This window comes from Porphyromonas vaginalis, from assembly GCF_958301595.1.
GTDB lineage: Bacteria > Bacteroidota > Bacteroidia > Bacteroidales > Porphyromonadaceae > Porphyromonas > Porphyromonas vaginalis.
Window position 1 is genome coordinate 1,946,991 of sequence record NZ_CATQJU010000001.1, and the last position, 19,765, is coordinate 1,966,755.

Consider the following 19,765-nt stretch of genomic DNA (forward strand, 5'->3'; position numbering starts at 1 on the left):
CTTACTTCGTACGCTTCTTACGTCTGCTGTAAAGGAGAGAGAGCACCAGTATGAGGACGAGTACGACGCCTCCGATGATGACCACCTCGGTCGTGTAGAGATGATCCTGATCCTCTGCAGAGGCAGCGCCAGCGGCCTGCTTCTTGCCCTGTGCCTTGTCTGAGTCCTTCGAGAGTACCTGCTGCTTTTGGTCAGACTGTGAGGTCACCTTGAGTGCCTTGTCTAGGGCGGCGGTGTACCCTTGCTGCTGCTCGGGTGTGAGTTGATCCTGGATCATCTTACGTAGCTTAGCATTGTCACAGACCATACCGCTACAACCAGCACCCGCCTTTGCCAAGCTCTCGGCATGGAGCTGAGCGATGGTCTGCTTTTGCTCAGCAGTCGCCTGCCAGTAACCCTTGCGAATGGTCTCCATCATGGAGGCGGTGAGGTCTTGCAGGGCTGCTGGATTGTTGCGCTCGAAGAAGTCAACGGTGCCGAGCTGATGCTTGTCCACGACATACATATCGTAGAGGGCATCCCAGAGCTCCTTGTCGATGGCTGAGGGCTTCATGACGTTCCACGCATAGGTATTGCGGATGGTCTCGTCGATAGCGTCTGCTGCTCCCGCACCCTCTTTGAGTTGCTCACGTACATAGGTGGGGTTGAGGATTGTGGTGCGAGCTTCGACGCCGATAGCCTGCTTGATCTCCTGCGTCTTGACACGACGACGGTTACGCAGATCGGTGAAGTAGCCCTCGGGGTCCTTGCCCGTGACGTGACGCACGGAGAGGGTGAGTCCGCCCATAAACTCATAGACGTGATCCAAACTTAGCGCGCCCCACGTATTGCTCTGACGGGGCTGGACGACGGCATCGGTGTTTTGCAGAGCTGCCTCAAAGATTCCTTTGGCGGTCTCGCCCCAAAGCTCTTCGTCGCCATAGATGGCGCCCATATTGTTCATGTAAACCTCGGCAATCTCACTCTCTTTCTCCCAACGGTCACCGCTCTCGACCATCTCCTGAATGCCAGTACCGTAGGCACCGTTGAGACCGCCGAAGATGCGCTTGCCGCTAAGCTTACGAGCCTGCTCGGGGGGTACGCCATGCTCTAGGAGCACACGCTCCGCCTCGACACGTCCGAGGGCTATCTGATTGGGTGTGTTGCCATCCTTGGTCTCTGCCACGAGATCCATAGCCTTTTGCAAGAGGAAGAGGCGGGAGGCTGCGATGTCTCGGAGCTGGCCCGAGGTCTGTATGACCACATCCACACGAGGTCTGCCGAGCTCCTTGATAGGGATGACGCGCACGTCGATCACCTTGCCACGGCGGTCACGCACGGGCTCGACACCGAGGAGCGCCATGATCTCAGCGATGGTCGTACCCTCGCTCTCGATGAAGCTACTGCTCCAGAGCGTGAAGCTCACCTTGCGTGGTATGGAGTCGTTGTGACGAGAGCGGTAGTCGGCTAGGAGCGCATCGGCTAGCTGCTGTCCGTCTTCCCATGCCTTTGCTGTGGGTGTCATCTCGGGATCGATGGCGTAGAGGTTGCGCCCTGTGGGTAGTACGGAGGGGCTAGCGATGAAGTCTCCGCCTGGCGAAGGTGCCGTATAGCCTCCACTGAGCGCATTGGCGAGCGAAGCTAGCTCGAGCTGTGGCGAAGTGATCAGCATACGCTTATAATATGGTATCTCTGCCACGGAGCGACGCAACAGACTGACTCCCTCGGCGAGGAGTACCAGCTTGGGGTCTTGCTTCGTCTCAGCGCTGGCGGGTTTGCCATGAGGAGGCATACCGCCACCCATTCCTTTGGACATATTCTTTGGCATACCTCCTGGGTGACCACTGGGCATCCCACTAGGCTTGCCCTGTGGCTTAGCTTTTGCCTTGTCACCACCCATCATACCTGCAGGCATACCGCCCATCATACTGGACTGTGCACTCTCCTCTTGTTGCGCCTTGAGGAACTGATCGGCACGTGCCAGCTCGGCTCTACTAACGCCTAGCGACTGAATGAGTGCATCGACCTCTCCTGCGGCAATCTCTCGATCCTGAACACGAGCCACAAAGCGGTCCACAGGACGGAGGTAGTGAGCGTTGAAGTAGACATCGTCCTTGATCTGAGCGTCGGTGATCCGTCCGCGAGACTTATCTATCTGAGCCAGTGCATAGGCTATTGGGTCGACCGAGAGGAGGCGGACACTAGAGCGAATCTTCTCTGAGCTGAAGGGGACACCCGTCGTGTACATACCGCCCACGATCTTGGCGTGAGCTAGCTCATCAACAAAGTTGGCAATCAGCTCAATCTCTTCTCTCGTGTAGGGCTTGCTCATCGTGGAGTCTAGCTTGAGGTCTCTGTGGAAGCCCTTAACGATGGTCATCTCTTTGATCCGCTTGGAGAGTGCATCGTCATCTTTTTCCGAAGCTAGATAGCGGTCGGTCAAGTCGCGCAACGGTTGCATCTCTTTGTCTAGCTGCGTATCGATAAAGGGCGGAGCTAAGTAAGAGACTGCCTGCCCGTAGGAGCGACGCTTGGCGATCATACACTCGCCGACATTTGCTGTCGTATAGTAATAGATGTGTGGCAGATCACGTACGAGCCTATCGGTGTAGTCGTAGTTGCTCAGCGCTACCTGCTTGCCGGGGATAAACTCCAGACTGCCGTGGGTACCGAAGTGCATCAAGACGTCAGCCTGCCAGCCGTTACGAGCCCATAGATAGCTCGCTATGTATGGGTAAGTGGGTACGGAGGTAGAGCCGTGTACCATCTTGAAGTCTAGATCTCCGCTGCCAGTCCCTGGCTGAGGTAGGAGTGCTACCTTACCATAAGTGAGTCGGGTCACGGCAATGCCCTCGACACCGTCACGCTCTAAGACGAAGTCGTGCCCTGGGATCGACCCATAGCGAGTCTCTATGCTGTCTTTGAGTGCAGGAGGGAAGGTATCGTCGATCCACTGCGTCAGCTCTTGCGTCGAGACAAAGGCGGGGTAGTTGCTGTGTAGCATCATCTGCTTGTTGCCCTCCGCATAGTTGTTATAGAGGGCACCACGAGACATCAGATCCTTGGCAAAAGCCTCCTCCGTGTCGGGCAAGCCTGTCAGGTCGTAGCCTTGGCTCTGTAGATACTTCAGGACGTTGTAGAGCGATGGCACCACCTCGATACCTTGCGCCACGAGACTGTTTTGTCCAGGGCCCTTGAAGTAGAAGAGTGCTATGCGCTTGTCCGCATTGCTCATCGTCTGTAGCTTGACATAGCGGTGGAGTAGTGAGCAGAAGTCGGGCAGACGCTCAGGGATCGTGTGAAACTCCTTAAAGCCCTGCTTGTTCTCTCGCAGTGTCACCAGTGCAAAGGGGAGGATTGTGCCATCTATCTCAGGCGTTACGACCGTCTGGCTGAGGTAACCGCCCCACATGCCTTGCTTGTCTTTGATCCAGTCGTCATATAGCTCCGATACGAGGAGCGGAGAGAAGATGGGTACGTTGTGCTCTTTGAGCCAAGCGATGGCGGGGTCGCCACCGAAGCGTCCGTGGGCGAAGTAGATGACCGCCTGTGGCTTGATCTCCGTGAGGAACTCCAGTCGGCGTGTCATCGCACTGATGGGGTAGACGTTAAAGCCAGAATCCTCCAACGCTCCGATCAACTCGTCCAAGTAGTCTCGGCTCGATCCGAAGGGACCTGCGATGCCCGTAAAGAGCGCAATGCGAGGAGCTCCCTCCTTGTAGCCATGCTCATTGTAGAACTTCTGAAAGCTCTCTACACTATCGAAGGCGAGGTCGGGGTCTTCGTCCGTAAAGAGTAGGTCGTAGCCGTACTCTATCGGCTCCTCGATAGTCCCCGTGCGGAGCGACTTGCCGAGTACTTCCTTACGGATGTAGTTAAAGGCCGAGCGGTAGTTGCTCGTACCGCCATTGGCCAGATAAGACACCAGCGTCTCCTGCTGTAGCGAGTCTAGGTTAGAGATGTTATTCTCTGGCGTCGTGGTCATGTAGGCGAGGTACTTCAGTCCGCGCTCCTCGCCTAGTTGCTTGATCAGCGCACGGTCCTCGTCGGTCCACTTGAGCCCCATGCCGAAGGCGATCATGGCGTCGTAGTTCTTCAGCTCCGAGAGCTCGGTGACGGCTGTGAGGCGCACATTCTTCTTGTCGGTCGCAGCCGCCATACGAGAGGCTACGAAGTCTGGCATATTGACCAAAGCGACCCGCACAGGCTTAGGCCACAAGAGATAGGCGCCGAGGATGATGAGTATCAGTAGTACTGGTGCTCCTATGTAGTAGAGATGCTTCTTGGAGAAAGTCATAGGGAGAGAGTCTTAGTAGGGGGAAAGCCCTTTTTAGTAGTTCAGTGAGAGCGAAACGAAGTAGCTACGTCCAGGCGATAGCGACGCGCCCTGCTCGATGATCGGAGTCATATAGTTGAAAAGGTTGTCGCAACCCAGCGTCAAGCTAAGGTCTAGGAGGGTCTGCCAGCGCTGCGTGACGCTTGCCCTAAAGAGCGCGTAGCCAGGATAGGTGGCGTACTTATAGTCGTCACTGGCATTGTCATAGACGGCAGAGGTAACGCCACTGAGGTAACGCCCTGAGACCTGCCCCGAGAGGGTGTACGAGCCCCAGCGGTGTCCATACTGTACGGAGCCATTGATGTGGTGCGGTCTCGTGCTGCGGATATGGAAGGATTGCGTCTTGCCCTGCACCTTCATCTGCTCTAGGACGAAGGCGTAGTTGACATTGATATCAAAGTTTGCGAAGGGTGTGACCCGTAGCATCGCCGTACCGCTCCACAGGTCTAGGGGCTTCTCCCCGTTGCGATATTGGAGTACACGGCCCTCCTGCTCGGGACGCGTATAGATGCGGTTGTTGATACGATTGTAGGAGGCCGAGAGGGAGAGGTTCATAAAGGAGTTGTTGTACTCAGGCGCGATCATCACGAGGTGGCTGATCTCCGGCTTGAGGTCTTTGGCACCTTTGATGCGAAACATACCTCTGTGGTCCCAGTCCATAAAGAGCTCCTTGAGTGAAGGCGACCTAAAGCCCTCGGAATAGCTAATGCGTAGGGCGTAGTTTCGATTGCGCCACATGATCGACAGACGAGGTGTCAGGTGCGTGCCATAGGTCGAGTGCATATCCTGCCGGAGGCCCACGGTAGTACTCCAGTTATTGTCCATACGCCAGAGCATCTGCCCGTAGAGTGTCTTGGTCGAGGCGCGGTGTACGTCATTGAGATTGGTCACCTGTACGCTGCGCAGGCTCTCGTGGAGGATCTCGACGCCCGCATTGAAGGTCGGCTTGTAGGGATCTTCTGAGGGGTCGTAGTTGTACTGCATGCGTGCCGTCTGCGTTAGGTAGTTAAACTGTGGCTCCCAGGGCCCCTCCTCCTCTGTGGCGAGGAAGAAGTACTTGTCTCGCTTGTACCCCTCGATGTGGTAGCTGGTCTCTATGGAGTGTCCGTCGGTGGGTTTGTAGAGTACTTGCAGATTGCCAGTGGGGCTTTGGTAGCGGTTCTTCTCCTTATCGTCAAAGTTCTGCATGCGTGAGTGAAAGCGTCCCGTAGCGGTGATCGAGAGACGCTTGTCTGGGGAAAGGTAGCGAAGCTTCTCTCCAATGTTAAAGGTGTAGAAGCCTGGCATGGTGCGTGGTCTGTCGGCACTAACTCCTGGCAACTCGTAGTCATGCTGCTTGGCATAGCCACCCGTTGTGGTGCTGGTCACACGCCCCAGTCTCATCACCAGACGACCGTTGTAGCGCTGTATGCTCTCCGTGTCGTAGTGACCTGAGAGCGTAGCGTCGAGCTTCTTGTGGCTCCGCTTCGTGATGATGTTGATTACGCCGCCTATGGCATTGCTCCCATAGAGAGCCGAGCTAGAGCCTTGTAGCATCTCGATGCGCTCTATCGAAGAGGGGTCTATACGCTCTAGGTCTACGCTACTGGAGGCTCCCTCGTTGGTCATACGCTCGCCATCTATGAGGAAGAGGTAGTAGTCTGCCGAGAGCCCCCGTATGCTCATCCGGTTTTGCGTGCCGTGGGTGCTCGTCTGCACGCCAGGGAGCACCATCTGCAGCAGATCCTCCACAGATCGTGCCTGCACCGCCTCGATCTCTTTGGGTGAGACGACGCGGATCGGTATGGAGATGTTTTTCATGGGGCAGCGTGTGCGGGTACCCGTGACGACTACCTCGTTAAGGCACTTGACTTTCGTACTGTCTACGAGTGTCGAGTCCTGAGGGAGTGGGGTAGCGGAGAGAGCCCCTGCGAGGGTGAGTAGGGAGAGGAGGGTGTATAGAGACCTTTTCATATAGTAAAGTTTAGGGCGTAAAAGGGAATAGGCTCAGTGCGCTTAAGAGACGCTTAGAGCCAAGCAAGCTCGGAGCCACAGAGAGCGGTCTCTCTAGTAGCTCCGAGCTGGTAAGGGATGATTACTTTTTGTCTGCCAGTATGGCATACTCTAGGGTGATGTATCCCCTCTTCTTCGTAGCACTCAGACAGTCTAGGACGCGGACGCGAACGATCTGACCAGCTGCCGAGCGTACGAGAAAGACAGAGGGATCTACCGTATCCTTGGGAGGCATACCCTCACTGCTGATGATACCTTTATTTAGGTATCCTTTCCCACCGCCCTTAGGCTCTGAGGTGAGGAGGAAGTTGGCCGACTGCTTCTTGTACTCTATATCGTGCTTGCCATCTTTGTTGGCACCAAACTTCATCAGGAGCAGACCCTCACGGTCTAGCGTCCACTCGCTATCCTTAGGAGTAGGTATGTTACCCATTAGATCCTTTTGGGTGGTGCGAAAGGCTGCGCCCTGGCCCTTGCCCGAGGTACCGCCGTTGGTCTTGAAGTCGTAGCGGTGCAGACCTAGATCCCATGATAGATCGGTCTCAGGAGCGGATACGTTGACCACTTCGCCCTTGTCAAAGTTGATGTAGACCCACTTCGTGTAGTCGGAAGCGTCTACGACGATCTTTTTGGTCGCAGGCTTCGGCTCGTTATTGTCCTTGTTGCACGAAGCACATAGTAGCAGCGTCATAAGCGCCGCTAGAGAGAGTAGGATTGTCTTCTTCATATACTTTATTTGCTTAGAAAAAACTGGTTGTCTGATTGCTATGCAAAGGTATGAAGGAGAGCCTACGCAAATCAATACCTAAACATTGGTATTTAAGTTTGTTTTGCCCTAATACTTGGCCATAAGCGTCCTATACTACGGAGCAGACCGCCATGCTATCGTTAGTTGCTTCGTATGGGGAGACGGGTGCAGTTGTAAAAGTTCCATAATGGTTCCAGCCTTGGAACTTTTTAGTTCCAAGGGAGGAACTTTCGAGTTCCAAGGGAGGAACTATTAGGGGGAAGGGCATTAGGGAGAGGATTGCGGGTAAGTAAATGGAAATGAGATGGGTTTGCACGATATCTCAGTGGTTTGCGCTACGAGGTAAAGTGCAGAAAGCGTGGATTTGAGCAGAAGTTCCGTTACCAAATCGTTAGCCCATTCTCCGAATGGTAACGAAGAGGTAGAAGTAGGTAACTGACGGAAGAGTATTCGATAAGGGAATCCTCTGTATTTCTGGCTCTGTTGCTCTGATATACAATGCTTTGCATGGCTGAGAACACTTCGGGAACGGGTAACTTTGACCATAAAAACAGAAGCGTATGCAAACAGACAAAATGAAGGTTTTGCTCTACCTCAAAAAGAGCGGATTGGATAGGTCAGGGCAAGCTCCGATTATGGGGCGGATAACCTATGGACGAACCATCGCTCAATTCCGTTGCAAGCTGTCGTGCGACCCCAAGTTGTGGAATGCTCGTGAGAGCAGGCTGAACGGCAAGAGTCGTGAAGCTGTGACAACGAATGGCAAGTTGGAGCGCTTGCTTCTCTCGGCGCAGTCGGCTTTATCAAACCCTTTGTGAGCGAGGGGTTGTCTTTACAGCGACTGACATCAAGGACCTTGCATCCGATAGCGGAGCAGATACTCGCCCTTTACACGAAGGAGCAGAGCAGAGGGGATTACAAGATATTCCCCGATACAATGATCGACTGGAAGCTACTCCGTCATCTCAAAGCCGTGGGGTTGGCATGTGGCATCCGTACTCCGTTGACTTGGCACTGTGCAAGACACTCGTTCGGCACGCTAACGCTAGAGGCTGGTGTGCCTATCGAGAGCATCGATAAGATGATGGAGCATTCGTCTATTGCCAGCACGCAAATCTATGCCCAAGTCACCGACCAAAAGATTGCACGGGATATGAAGAGGTTGATGCAAAAGCCTCTGTAAATAGGCGTTCTTCCACATAAGAGATTGGCTTGCTCTAGTGAATAGCGAACTTTTTTCATCAAGATGCTTGCATATTCATTTATTTTTTTGTACATTGGCTGGCGAAGATAAGAATAGAGTCTTGAGTTCGATTCGAAGTCTTTGAGTTTTGTAATACTAACTTAGACCTATATGCCTATGAGAAAGTTTTAGTCTTAGCGTCTATTGTGATGCTTTCGATGTCGATTTGTGCCTTCTCTTAGGAGACCTACCACTAGGAGGTAAGCAAGAGAGGCTGTCTTCAGATGATTGCTGTAATCATTGTGAAGTCAAGAGAGAAGTCGATTCTGTCGACTCCTATGCTAGAAAAAGCCCTGGAGAGTAAGTTCGCAGGGTATATCCGTACTGAATAATGAACCTATTAAGCTTCACTTGATTATGAAAAAAACACTCTACATATTACTCGCAACCCTATGTTGCAGTATATTATCATTTGCTCAAGACGCTAAAGAGTCTATAGTCCTAAATCTTTATGAAAAGCCGATGGGAATAATATCTTTCTATCTGCAGACTGAAGGCGATGTTTCTATTGAGGGCGTAGACTCTGTGCAAGTAGATGAATATGGCAAGTACACTTGTTACTTAGGAAACTTAGGAGATGGAGACGCAGGTCCCTATCTTGTGCAGCCTCTCACCATCTCTGCGTCTAAAATCTTCAGCTTGATAAGCGAGGCCGTCTATTTCACAACGATAGACTTAAGCGACTGCCCATCTCTAAAACGTTTGGATATCAAATCTTCTTTAGGAGAGCTTAATGAAGAGCTTGACCTTTCTGCACAGAAAGATTTGGTCTATCTAGACTGCTCTGGAGGGGCTCTTGTACAACTAAATCTAGAGCACAACAGCAAACTGGAAGTGCTAAAGTGTGCTGGTAATCAGTTAACAGGACTCTCCATCTCGCATCTGAAACAACTCAAAGAGCTAGACTGCTCACAGAATCAATTAACAGGACTGGATCTAAGCAATCTTGATAAGCTAGAGTCAGTCAATGCTACAGGCAACAAAATCCGCTCTCCAAAACTTGAGGGACTGCCCCACCTCAAAGCTCTCAACTTGGCTGAGAATCCATTGGGAAAGGTTCTGAAGATCGATTTGCCAGAATTGCTATGGCTAAAAGTATCTCGTTGCGGACTTGAGAAACTTGAGCTTGTTAACACTCCGAATCTTGAAGGTCTCGAGTGTTCTGAAAACAAATTAAGCTCACTCAACTTAGCTAATACAAAGATTCAGTTTCTTGAGTGCTTCCTCAATAACATTGACGGAACAGAGATGGGGAAACTGATTGCAAGTCTGCCTAACTGGGATGATCCCAAAAATCCTGGGAATGGCAAATGCTATGCGATGTCTTATGGATTCTCACCAGACGAACCAGATGAAAACGAGAAAAACTTTGCCTACGAAGATGACGTCAAGATGGCGTGGGATAAGCAATGGACATTTATTGCTAAGACAAAAGACGGCAAGGAGGTCAAATATGCAGGGCGTCCGCGATCTACCCAACAGATTGCAAACTCTGAGATTGTAATATCTCCGAACCCTGCTACAGATTTTGTATCCATTCAAGGGGTCTCTCCAAATACGGAGGTTCGCATATTAGACCTCTCGGGGAAACTCCTTATTGAATCCTTAGCTCGTAGCGAGGGAGTACTAAATCTCGATGTAAGAGCTATACCAGAAGGCAACTATCTCGTTGTAATCAATGGAAGCTCTCAGAAACTTGCTATTATCCGATAGAGATAATCTATGAAATGACAAAAGCTCCCCCGAAAGTTTAGAGAACTTTCGGGGGAGCTTTTATCTCCTATAGTTCTCACTCAGTATTCTGTTTATGTCTGAGAGCCGATAGAGGATTTTCCCTGCGATTTGGGTGTAAGGGATAATGCCCTTATCGGTCAATGGCAACGACTATAGAGATAAGACATCTTCTTCCCCTTTCATTGTAACGTTTGGGGGCCGACTAAACTTTTAAGAAGAAAATCACGCAAGAACGCTCACTTTCTTCCACGAATCACTACCTTTGCAAGTGATAATAGTGAGCGTTCTTTGGCTATCCAAAACGATGTACTTCAAAGCACTCCCCTCATTTCTAAATCGTTACCTGTCCGTATCACCCCAAACGGTAACCTCTTACTTCTCAGCCAGATAGCCCAAAACCAAAAAAATAGGGAGGAACTTTCGAGTTCCAAGGGAGGAACTTTTCAGTTCCAAGGGAGGGACGAGAAAATCCCTAGGAAGGGATTCTAACTTTCCTAGGTAGGAAATCTAATTTTCCAACGCTGGAAACTTTCTTTTCCAACGTAGGAAAGTTTGTTTTCCAACGTAGGAAAGTTTGATCGGGCAGAGGGGATAAAGAAAGAAGGCCGAGGAGCAACGAGTGCTTCTCGACCTTCTCTGGTCTTGTGGCGTATGCTACGAGGGCATCCGTCAGTATATTTATGGGCTGCTACCTCTTAGTAGGCTAGACCCTCACGGGCTAGCTTCTCCTCCTGCTTGTAGAAGCGGAAGGTCTTCACCTGTAGCTCTACGGCGGCGTCGTCATCGCAGACGATGATGCTGTCGGAGTGGAGCTGCAGCGCGGAGATAGGACACATCTGGGTGATATGTCCCTCGACAGCCTTGCAGAGGGCGCGTGCCTTGTTCGAACCACTGATGAGGATCATCACCTCACGAGCGTCTGTCACGGTGCCGACACCTACGGTGAGGGCGCGTGTGGGAACCTTCGAGAGGTCGTTTTCAAAGAAACGGCTGTTGTCACGGATCGTCTCGGGCATCAGACGCACCTCACGAGTGCGAGAGGCTAGTGAGGAGCCTGGCTCGTTGAAGGCGATATGGCCATCAGAGCCGATACCTCCGATGAAGAGGTCGATACCTCCGAGTGACTGGATCATCTCTTCGTAAGCTTGGCACTCAGCAGTAGTGTCCTTTGCCAAACCATTGAGGAGGTGTGTATTTTTGGGGTCGATGTCGATGTGGTCGAAGAAGTTGCTCTTCATAAAGTAGTGATAGCTCTCGGGATGTGAGGGCTCTAGACCGACATACTCGTCCATATTGACTGTAATTACGTTCTTGAAGCTAACGCGTCCAGCCTGACAGGCTTTGGCCAGCTCTTGATACATACCAATAGGGGTAGAGCCTGTGGGCAGACCGATCACAAAGGGGCGGTCAGCTGTGGGTGCAAACTCATTGATGCGTTTGATCACATGCTCTGCTGCCCATGTAGACATGGCAGCATAATCTTGCTCGATAACAAGTCTCATAGATTATTTGTTGGTTGTTGGTATTTAGGTATTAACGGTAAAGCTCTAGTAGTCTCTTGGCAATAGCAGCTCCTAGGTCACGTCCCTGAGCGAGCTGCTCTGGAGTGGCGGCACCCTTGATCTCGACGGGATCGGTCACCTGCTCGAAGGCTAGCTTCTCGAGGATCTCGGGCATGATCTTGACAGACTGCCCAGCCCAAGTACAGCTACCGAAGTAGCCGATGATGCGATTCTTGACCTCGCGGAGGGCTACCTTGTTGAGGATGTCGCGCATGGGTGAGAAAAGGCTATTGCAATAGGTCGGTGCGCCAACGATGAGGGCGCGATACTTGAAGATGTCACGGAGCATGTGCGAGGGGTCGGCCGTGCTGACGTTGTGCACGACGATATCCTTGATGCCGCTCTGAGCTAGTCCCTGAGCGACAGCTTCGGCCATCTGCTCATTGTGCCCATACATGCTACCATAGAGGATGACCGCACCACAGCTCGTGTCGTACTTGCTGAGCTGGTCGTAGATGGCGAGTGCCTTGGGGAAGCCGTGCTCCGTCCATACGGGACCATGGGTCGGACAGATGTACTGTGGCGACAGACCTAGTGAGCTGTACTTCTCCAGAGCCTTTTGGACAAACGCACCGAACTTGCCCACGATGCAGGCGTAGTAGCGGTACATCTCCTCGTAGTAAAGGTCGAGGTTCATATCTCGATCTATGATAGCTCCATTGAGTGTGCCAAAGGTTCCGAAGGCGTCAGCCGTGAAGAGGACGTTGTTCGAGCTTTCGTAGGTAAACATGACCTCGGGCCAGTGAACCATCGGTGCCATGACGAACTGGAAGGAGAAGTCGCCCACCTCTAGTGGCTCTTTCTCCGAAACGACTACGCGCTGCTCCTGAGGGATTGGTGCGAAGTAAGAGTCGAGCATGCCGAAGGTTTTGCTATTGCCCACCACCTTCATCTCAGGATAGAGGGTGCGTAGGAGACCGATAGAGCCACTGTGGTCCGGCTCCATGTGGTTCACGATGAGGTAGTCGATAGGACGGTCGCCGATGATTGCTTTGATCTCGCTAAGATGCTTCTCAGCGGTGGCTATCTCGACACCATCGATGAGTACGACCTGCTCACCCACGAGCAGATAAGAGTTGTAGCTGACGCCATGGGGTAGTGACCAGGAGCCCTCGAAGAGGGGCTTCGTGCGGTCATTGACTCCGATATAGTATATTGAATCGGTGATTTGATTACGATACTCCATAATAGAATGGTTGCTTTATAGTAGTGAATAGATTTACTTCTTGTTTTGATGAGCGGCTTGCTCCTTGCGCTGCGCCTCCTCAGCGAGTAGACGCTCCACCTCCGCCTGAGGCACTGGGTGGCGCAGGGCGTAGATGATCATGCCGACTCCGATGAGGATAAAGGGGATGCTGAGCAATTGCCCCTGGTTGAGTCCGATGGAGTCGACCAATCTGTGCTCCCACGGCTCCTGAACGAACTTGACGGTCTCGATGAGGATACGAGCGACAAAGGTGAGCGTCAGGAGCGTCCCAACGATGAGCCCATGATACTTGTAGCCCGCATTGCGACGCCAGTAGAGCCACATACAGATGGCGAAGACGAGCAAGTAGGCGAGTGCCTCGTAGATGGCTGTCGGATGGCAAGGCATGCCGTTGGCTATCGTTTGCCACTCGGCTGAGCGTACGAAGCGAAAGCCCCATGCGACATCGGTAGGGTAGCCGAAGATCTCGCTATTCATCAGGTTGCCGAGACGTATCATAGCTGCCACGAGTCCTACGGGTACGCAGAGTCGATCCATACCCCAGAGGATAGGCTTGTGCGACACTTTGCGTGCGTAGATCCACATGACGATGATGAGACCGATCACACCACCGTGACTCGCTAGTCCGCCCTCCCACGTCTTTAGGATCTCAATGGGATTGGCGAGGTAGTATAGGGGATCGTAGAAGAGACAATGCCCCAGTCTCGCACCAACGATCGTACCGATGGCTACATACCAAAAGAGTTTGTCAAACCATGGCTCGGGCAAGCCTTCTTTCTGCCAGATGCGATGCACGATCCACGGACCGAAGACGAAGAGCCCCACGGCAAAGAGTACGGCATACCAACGTAACTCAAAGGAGCCGATGGTAAAGATAGCGGGGCTAACGTCCCACGTGATGGCTAGTAGGGGTAGTGTGCTGGACATGGCGAGTAGAGGTTAGAGATTAGACTAGATGGGCGATCCAGTCAGCGCGGTCGCCTACGAGGAGGTCTATGACTGGCACCTCAGGGAGCGTGTAGGCTCCTGGCGTGAGGCGCTGCGTAGCACGGGCGGAGGCGACCATCATTTGGGCGGTTAGGGCGGGGTTGTTGATCTGCATCTCGAAGGTGAAACGCTGGTTGTGCGTTACGCCCGATACCCCTTTGCGCATCATGTGTACGCCATGGCCTACGTCCTCCAAGGCAGCGACTGAGGGGACAATGGTGACGATTGTTTCGTCATGAGCGAAGTAATCATCAGCGAGTATCGCTTGACGCACTTGCTCCTCGTTGGCTCCTGCCTCTAGCTCTACATAGACCTGTCGGCGGTGCTGTCCGTAACCTACGGGAAGCGTCATGGAGAGCGCATCACGGACACCTGCAATGGCACGTGCCGCGACGGAGTGTCCCATGCTCATGCCTGGGCCGAAGTCTGTGTAGGTGATTCCCTCGGGTGCCATCGCCTGCATCAAGGTGCGGACGATCGAGTCGCTCCCGGGGTCCCAGCCAGCGCTGATGATGGAGACTGCTTGATGCTCCTGAGCTACCGCCATCAAGTCGTGGCGTAGCGTGGCTATCTGGGTATGTATGTCGAAGCTGTCTACCGTGCAAATGCCCTGCGCAAGGTAACGCTTGGCATAGTCAGGCACGGAGCGTGTCGGTACGGCTAATATAGCGACATCTGCTTTGGGTAGGGTGTCATCCTCTCCGTACACGGCAATGCCGTGAGCGGTCAATACTTGGCTTTGAGGATCATTCTTAGAGCGACGGACTACACCGACCAGCTCCATGTCGGGAGCGGTGCGTACGGTGGTCACAACTTGCTTGCCTACGTGTCCGTAGCCTACGACGAGTACTTTTATCTTTTGGTTCATCTGTAATCTGCTATAGAATTGGTTGTTGCTTACAAGCGGTAACGGCTTGCGCCATCCAAGCTGCCTGTCTCAAAGCCAGAGCGAAAGGCTTGCATGCGCTGTGCTGAGGTACCGTGTGTGAATGAGTCTGGGACGGCGTAGCCCTGCGCCTCTTTTTGCAAAGTGTCATCGCCGATAGCGTTGGCAGCTGTGAGTGCATCCTCGAGGTCTCCAGGCTCGATGAGTATGATGCCGAGTCGCTGGGCGTGGTATGCCCATACGCCAGCAAGGTAGTCAGCTTGCAACTCTAGCTGTACACTGGCGCGGTTGTACGCTTCCTGAGAGACATGCCCTTGCTGTTGGTGCAACTTGTCGGAGATGCCGAGGAGGTTCTGCACGTGATGCCCTACCTCGTGAGCGGTGACATAAGCCATGGCTAGGTCTCCCGGCGCTTTGAAGCGAGAGGCGAGTAGATTGAAGAAGTCTAAGTCAATGTAGACGGTCTGGTCGGCCGGACAGTAGAAAGGTCCCACCTCGCTGGTAGCTCCTCCGCAACGGCTCTGCACCTGATCGGTGAAGGTCACTAGTGTCGGTGCCGCATAGGAGCGTTGCAATTCGGAATTGAAGAGGTCTGTCCACACGTCGTTGCAACTGTTGAAGACGCGTAGCGTGAAGACTTTGAACTCTTCGTTTTCGTTGACACGCGAGGGGTCTACCTGCTCCGTCTGCGAGCCAGGCAAGACATTGTTTGCCACCTGCATCAGTCCCGTGAGGTCTACGCCGAAGAAGAGGCTGGCGAGGACGATGACGATACCGCCGATGCCACCTCCGAGGGCTAGTCCTCTGCCAGAGATGCGTCCGCGTCTATCTTGGTAGTTTGCTGAGCTATCGTTGGGTCTAAGCCATTTCATAGTATGTCATCGTTAGGTAGGTGGTACAGAAGGTGCGTGAAGTGCTTGCGAAAGAGTCCCTCCAGCTGGTGCTTGACTAGCGGAAAGTAAACTTCCCCACGACCTATCTCTTGCTCCATCGAGGTGACCCCCTTGTCGGTAAAGCCACACGGATTGATGAGCTGGAAGTAGCTTAGGTCGGTATTGACGTTGAGCGCGAAGCCGTGCATCGTTACATAGCGAGAGGTGTGCACGCCGATCGCACAGATCTTACGAGCTTGCGGTGTGTGTGCATCGATCCAGACGCCCGTAGCACCCTCGAGACGCTCTGCACGAATGCCGTAGAGGTAGAGCAGGTCGATGATGCACTGCTCCATCGTGTGGATGTACTCCTTGATCCCCACGCCGTAATGCTCTAGGTCAAAGATCGGGTAACCGGTGATTTGCCCAGGACCATGGTAAGTGATGTCGCCACCACGCTCTATCTGGACTAGCTGAATGCCTTTAGAGTTGAGCAGAGCCTCCGAAACGAGCAGGTTCGTCTGCTTGCCATGCTTGCCAATGGTCAGCACCGGCTCATGCTCGCAAAAGAGTAGCACGTCCTCAGGCACCGTCTGATGCGCTACCTTGGCATCAATACGCTCCTGCCAAAGCCGCAACTGCATCTCCAGTGCCTCTCGGTAATCGATCCTACCACAATCCCGATAGGTAAAAGGTTCGGCACCGCTCCGCACTAGCTTGTCTGGTGTAGGTTGTGGGGTATAACCCGTCCCCTCCGTGTAGCGTAGGGTCAATCCGTCGTAGCCCACGTAGACCCCCTCGGGCAGTCGCTTTTGTAGCTCTGCCGTAGGCGGCGCATGGTGCGAAAGGTGAATGATGTAGCTGCGCTGTGGCTGAACCCGAGCGGTCAGCTCAATAGCCTCCTCGATCGTTTGGTGCGTCGGGTGAGGCTTGGTGTAGCGCAGTCCATTGACAAAGAGTAGCTCCACGCCTCGGAGCTTCTCTAGCTCCTCTGGGGTGATGCTCTTCAGGTCGGTTAGGAAGCCAAAGCTCCCGATGCGATAGCCTAGTATTGGTTGCTTGCCGTGCATCACCCGTATCGGCTCTATCGTCAGGTCGTAGAGTGTAAACGGCTCTAGCGACGAGATGGGGTGTAGCGTCAGGTGTGGCGTGCCGGGATAGCGATGAGGCCCGAAGTAGTAGTGCAGTCGGGACTTGATCGACTCTAGTACGTTAGGCTCTGCGTAGATGGGTAGCTCCGTGCGCCACGAGATAGTGCGCAGGTCGTCCAGCCCTCCGATATGATCGTAGTGCTGGTGCGTTAGGATGATCGCATCTAGATGGTCTATGCCCGCTAGGAGTGCTTGCTGCCGAAAGTCTGCGCTACAGTCGATCAGTATTCGTTTGCCTGCAGGTGAGACTACCAGAGCCGATGTACGGGTGCGCTGGTCGCGCGGGTCTAGGCTGAGACAGGTGCGACAGTAGCAACCCACCTCAGGTACGCCTGTGCTGGTACCTGAGCCTAGTAGCTCGACGATCTGTGGCGAGGGGAGATTGTGGCGAGAGGGCATAGGGCTCAGTCTATATAGCGCACCTCGGGATGTAGTGAGATGCCGAACTTACGACTCACCTCCTGCTGCACATGCTCTGCTAGTGCGACTACCTCTTGGCCTGTCGCTCCGCCGTAGTTGACGAGGACGAGCGGTTGCTTGTCGTAGACTCCCACAGCACCTGTGCGGTAGCCCTTGAGTCCTATCTGGTCTATGAGCCACGCTGCTGAGAGCTTCACCAGCCCCTCGTTGTGAGTAGGGTAGTGAGGCACGGGCGTGTCGTATTGCTTTGCCAGCTCCTCGTACTGCGCTAGCGGTACGATCGGGTTCATGAAGAAGCTCCCGCCATTTGGTATCTCCTCAGGGTCGGGCAACTTAGCACGGCGAATGCGTATCACCTCTTGGCGAATCTCCTCAGGCGTCGGCATCGTGTCGCGACCCTCGAAAGCTTTTGCCAGGGAGGCGTAGCTCAGATTGCAGGTCGGTTCGGTGCTTAGTATGAAGTGCACGTGTGTGACGATGTAGGAGTGGTACTGCGGATCTTTGAAGATGCTGTACCTATATTTATAGTCACATAGGGCGCTCGGTATGCGGAGCTTCATCCCTGTCGCTAGGTCGACCACATCGACCGCTACGATGTACTGAGAGACTTCGCTCCCGTAGGCACCTATATTCTGTATGGCAGCAGCGCCCACGGTGCCTGGTATGAGCGATAGATTTTCTATACCATAGAGACCCCGGCTGAGCATCAGCTCCACAAAGTGATCCCAGACGATGCCACTACCCGCCCGCACATGCTGCTGCCCTGGGTGGGTCAGCGCACTCTCGGTCTCATCGTAGCAGTGGAGGTCGTCGATCTGCGAGTAGAGGATGACGCCACGATACTTATCGTGCGTAAAGAGCAGGTTGCTCCCAGCACCTATCGGTAGATAAGGCTGTGAGACAAAGTACTCATCACGTGCCAGCTTCTGAAGATCCTCAGCACTGCTGTAATTGATCCACCAGTCGGCGGTGGTCTCTGTGGCAAATGTGTGGTACTCCCGAAGCGGTTGATGCTGTATGATCTCCATAGTTTATAGTGTCCGAAGAAGGAGCCTTAGAGTCTATCTATGTAAACTCTAAGACTCCTATTTTATTGTATGGCTATGTGGGGAGACCCGATTAGCGGATCTTCTCCAGAATCCAAGCGTCCTGGAAGTCAGGAGCGAAGCGTCCCTTGACCTGCTCTCTTGAAGCCTCAGCCTCACGGCGGTTGTCAAAGCTAGTGATGATAACGCGGAGCATACCAGCCTCGTTCTGACCGAGTACGGGGTTGTAGCCCTGAGCCTGTAGACGCTCCTTGAGCGAGTAAGCGTTGGTGTGGTTTTGGAAAGAGCCGACGACCACGTTGTAGGTCTTGAGCATGTTTGCGTCCTCACCCTGGACAGCCTCTAGACGCTCACGACGTAGCTGGATGTCTGCGACTGGCTCACGAGCGACGACAACACTAGCGGGAGTCGTTTGCTCTGGAGCTTGCTGTGTGGCGACTTCACGCTGCTTAGCCTTCTCATACACCTGACGATAAGCACTTTGCTTAGGTCCGCATGCACTCACTGAGAGCAGGAGTAGGGCGGAGGATAGGAGGATTAATGCCTTTTTCATATCTGTATCTTGTTTGAACTTGTTGATTCGTTGCATTCTACACGACAAAGGTAGTAGTTTTTGCGCAAATACCACTATCTTTGTGGACACTTACTAGAGCTGAGGCATTGCAGAGCAAGGATTGCTGGTGTAGATCGATGCTTTTCGACTTAGGAGAGACCAATTCCTACGGAGGAATTTTCAAATCTCCACGTGGAAAATAAAAAACTCCTCGGAGGAATGAAATGAAACTTCGGAGGAATGAAATGAAACTTCGGAAGAATGAAATGACAAGTCCGAAGAATTTTTTATTTCCCACGTGGGTGTTTCAAAACAGCTACCGAGGGATTTCGAATTTCCTCAAGAGCAATTTGGAGAGGGTCTCGAATTGCGATGCAGTAAGCTCTAGCTTAGATACTTACTCAAGACAAGAAGATTATGATTGCATACTTGCGTGGCACGATAGATACGCTCACACCGACCAATGCCTATGTGGACTGTAACGGGGTGGGTTACGATGTCAATATATCGCTCTCTACTTATGATACGCTGCATGGGCTGGAGCGTGAGGCGCCTGTGCGGCTCTGGATCACGGAGGTGATGCGTCAGGGGGAGGTGTGTGACCTGTACGGCTTCTACACGAGGGAGGAGCAGGCGCTCTTTGCGAAGCTGATCACCGTCTCTGGTGTGGGTCCCGCTACGGCTCGTGTGATCCTCTCTAGTCTGGCACCGCTGGAGCTGGCGGAGGTGATCGAGAGTGGCGATGACAAGCGGCTCAAGACGGTCAAGGGCATAGGACTCAAGACGGCACAGCGCATCATCGTGGATCTCAAGGGCAAGCTCCCCGAGACGCTGACAGATCGTGACGATGTGACGGCGGGTATCGGTTCGCGGGCTGCTCGTGAGGTGGCTGAGGAGGCGATCTCGGCACTCAAGATGCTGGGCTTTGCCGAGGCGAATGTGCGCAAGGTGGTGAAGCAGATTATGACTGTCAAGCCCGACACACCCGTAGAGCAGGTGATCAAGCAAGCGTTGGCACAGCTTTGACCTAGGAGGCTTGGGTACAACAA

At 53.2% G+C, this 19,765-nt stretch carries 13 protein-coding genes and 3 pseudogenes; 4 read left to right on the forward strand and 12 right to left on the reverse strand.

The window, feature by feature from the left end; genetic code table 11:
- Position 1: 1 nt before the first annotated feature.
- From Q2J34_RS07575 to Q2J34_RS07585, 3 genes are all read right to left on the reverse strand, one after another.
- The gene (locus Q2J34_RS07575; protein WP_298888397.1) at positions 2 to 4,276 is read right to left on the reverse strand and encodes a cobaltochelatase subunit CobN; all 4,275 of its coding nucleotides are present in this window, start codon (positions 4,274 to 4,276) and stop codon (positions 2 to 4) included.
- A 33-nt stretch (positions 4,277 to 4,309) separates the two neighbouring features.
- A complete protein-coding gene (locus Q2J34_RS07580; RefSeq protein ID WP_298888395.1) occupies positions 4,310 to 6,268 on the reverse strand; it encodes a TonB-dependent receptor plug domain-containing protein in 1,959 nt (652 codons plus the stop codon).
- 121 nt (positions 6,269 to 6,389) lie between these two features.
- Positions 6,390 to 7,034: an HmuY family protein gene (locus tag Q2J34_RS07585; RefSeq protein WP_298888392.1), complete on the reverse strand. Its 645-nt coding sequence runs from the start codon at positions 7,032 to 7,034 to the stop codon at positions 6,390 to 6,392.
- A gap of 581 nt (positions 7,035 to 7,615) precedes the next feature.
- Between Q2J34_RS07585 and Q2J34_RS07590 the strand changes: the two are divergent.
- The 3 genes and pseudogenes from Q2J34_RS07590 to Q2J34_RS07600 form a co-directional block, all read left to right on the forward strand.
- Positions 7,616 to 7,910 (forward strand): annotated as a pseudogene (locus tag Q2J34_RS07590) (Arm DNA-binding domain-containing protein); the annotation flags it as partial.
- A gap of 1 nt (position 7,911) precedes the next feature.
- Positions 7,912 to 8,238: pseudogene (locus Q2J34_RS07595) on the forward strand (tyrosine-type recombinase/integrase); the annotation flags it as partial.
- A 417-nt stretch (positions 8,239 to 8,655) separates the two neighbouring features.
- Positions 8,656 to 10,011: a leucine-rich repeat domain-containing protein gene (locus Q2J34_RS07600; RefSeq protein ID WP_298887895.1), complete on the forward strand. Its 1,356-nt coding sequence runs from the start codon at positions 8,656 to 8,658 to the stop codon at positions 10,009 to 10,011.
- Between the two features lie 60 nt (positions 10,012 to 10,071).
- Here the strand turns inward: Q2J34_RS07600 and Q2J34_RS07605 are convergent.
- The 9 genes and pseudogenes from Q2J34_RS07605 to Q2J34_RS07650 form a co-directional block, all read right to left on the reverse strand.
- Positions 10,072 to 10,167 (reverse strand): annotated as a pseudogene (locus Q2J34_RS07605) (helix-turn-helix domain-containing protein); the annotation flags it as partial.
- 560 nt (positions 10,168 to 10,727) lie between these two features.
- Positions 10,728 to 11,534 carry a glucosamine-6-phosphate deaminase gene (nagB, locus tag Q2J34_RS07610; RefSeq protein WP_298887898.1) on the reverse strand — a complete coding sequence of 269 codons (807 nt, stop codon included), beginning with the start codon at positions 11,532 to 11,534 and terminating at the stop codon, positions 10,728 to 10,730.
- 31 nt (positions 11,535 to 11,565) lie between these two features.
- A complete protein-coding gene (locus Q2J34_RS07615; RefSeq protein WP_300969789.1) occupies positions 11,566 to 12,780 on the reverse strand; it encodes an FprA family A-type flavoprotein in 1,215 nt (404 codons plus the stop codon).
- Between the two features lie 33 nt (positions 12,781 to 12,813).
- Positions 12,814 to 13,728, reverse strand: coding sequence for a prolipoprotein diacylglyceryl transferase (lgt, locus tag Q2J34_RS07620; protein ID WP_300969791.1), 915 nt, complete (start codon positions 13,726 to 13,728; stop codon positions 12,814 to 12,816).
- 19 nt (positions 13,729 to 13,747) lie between these two features.
- The gene (locus Q2J34_RS07625; RefSeq protein ID WP_300969793.1) at positions 13,748 to 14,656 is read right to left on the reverse strand and encodes a diaminopimelate dehydrogenase; all 909 of its coding nucleotides are present in this window, start codon (positions 14,654 to 14,656) and stop codon (positions 13,748 to 13,750) included.
- A 29-nt stretch (positions 14,657 to 14,685) separates the two neighbouring features.
- The gene (ypfJ, locus tag Q2J34_RS07630) at positions 14,686 to 15,546 is read right to left on the reverse strand and encodes a KPN_02809 family neutral zinc metallopeptidase (RefSeq protein WP_298887906.1); all 861 of its coding nucleotides are present in this window, start codon (positions 15,544 to 15,546) and stop codon (positions 14,686 to 14,688) included.
- Positions 15,543 to 17,096, reverse strand: coding sequence for a lipoyl(octanoyl) transferase LipB (gene lipB, locus Q2J34_RS09905; RefSeq protein ID WP_306424755.1), 1,554 nt, complete (start codon positions 17,094 to 17,096; stop codon positions 15,543 to 15,545). Before lipB ends, ypfJ begins: the two co-directional genes overlap by 4 nt.
- Before the next feature lie 5 nt (positions 17,097 to 17,101).
- Positions 17,102 to 18,145: a UDP-N-acetylmuramate dehydrogenase gene (gene murB, locus Q2J34_RS07645; protein WP_298887908.1), complete on the reverse strand. Its 1,044-nt coding sequence runs from the start codon at positions 18,143 to 18,145 to the stop codon at positions 17,102 to 17,104.
- 91 nt (positions 18,146 to 18,236) lie between these two features.
- On the reverse strand, positions 18,237 to 18,716 hold the full coding sequence (locus tag Q2J34_RS07650) for an SPOR domain-containing protein (RefSeq protein ID WP_298887910.1): 480 nt from the start codon (positions 18,714 to 18,716) through the stop codon (positions 18,237 to 18,239).
- Positions 18,717 to 19,133: 417 nt separating this feature from the next.
- On the opposite strand from Q2J34_RS07650, the gene ruvA reads away from it, so the two are divergent.
- Entirely contained in the window at positions 19,134 to 19,742 is a 609-nt protein-coding gene (ruvA, locus tag Q2J34_RS07655) for a Holliday junction branch migration protein RuvA (protein WP_298887912.1), read from the forward strand.
- Positions 19,743 to 19,765 lie beyond the last annotated feature (23 nt).

Coding starts and splice junctions, on each gene's coding strand:
- Q2J34_RS07575 (WP_298888397.1), bottom strand. CDS start 4,276: ATGACTTTCTCCAAGAAGCATCTCTACTACATAGGAGCACCAGTACTA.
- Q2J34_RS07580 (WP_298888395.1), bottom strand. CDS start 6,268: ATGAAAAGGTCTCTATACACCCTCCTCTCCCTACTCACCCTCGCAGGG.
- Q2J34_RS07585 (WP_298888392.1), bottom strand. CDS start 7,034: ATGAAGAAGACAATCCTACTCTCTCTAGCGGCGCTTATGACGCTGCTA.
- Q2J34_RS07600 (WP_298887895.1), top strand. CDS start 8,656: ATGAAAAAAACACTCTACATATTACTCGCAACCCTATGTTGCAGTATA.
- nagB (WP_298887898.1), bottom strand. CDS start 11,534: ATGAGACTTGTTATCGAGCAAGATTATGCTGCCATGTCTACATGGGCA.
- Q2J34_RS07615 (WP_300969789.1), bottom strand. CDS start 12,780: ATGGAGTATCGTAATCAAATCACCGATTCAATATACTATATCGGAGTC.
- lgt (WP_300969791.1), bottom strand. CDS start 13,728: ATGTCCAGCACACTACCCCTACTAGCCATCACGTGGGACGTTAGCCCC.
- Q2J34_RS07625 (WP_300969793.1), bottom strand. CDS start 14,656: ATGAACCAAAAGATAAAAGTACTCGTCGTAGGCTACGGACACGTAGGC.
- ypfJ (WP_298887906.1), bottom strand. CDS start 15,546: ATGAAATGGCTTAGACCCAACGATAGCTCAGCAAACTACCAAGATAGA.
- lipB (WP_306424755.1), bottom strand. CDS start 17,096: ATGCCCTCTCGCCACAATCTCCCCTCGCCACAGATCGTCGAGCTACTA.
- murB (WP_298887908.1), bottom strand. CDS start 18,145: ATGGAGATCATACAGCATCAACCGCTTCGGGAGTACCACACATTTGCC.
- Q2J34_RS07650 (WP_298887910.1), bottom strand. CDS start 18,716: ATGAAAAAGGCATTAATCCTCCTATCCTCCGCCCTACTCCTGCTCTCA.
- ruvA (WP_298887912.1), top strand. CDS start 19,134: ATGATTGCATACTTGCGTGGCACGATAGATACGCTCACACCGACCAAT.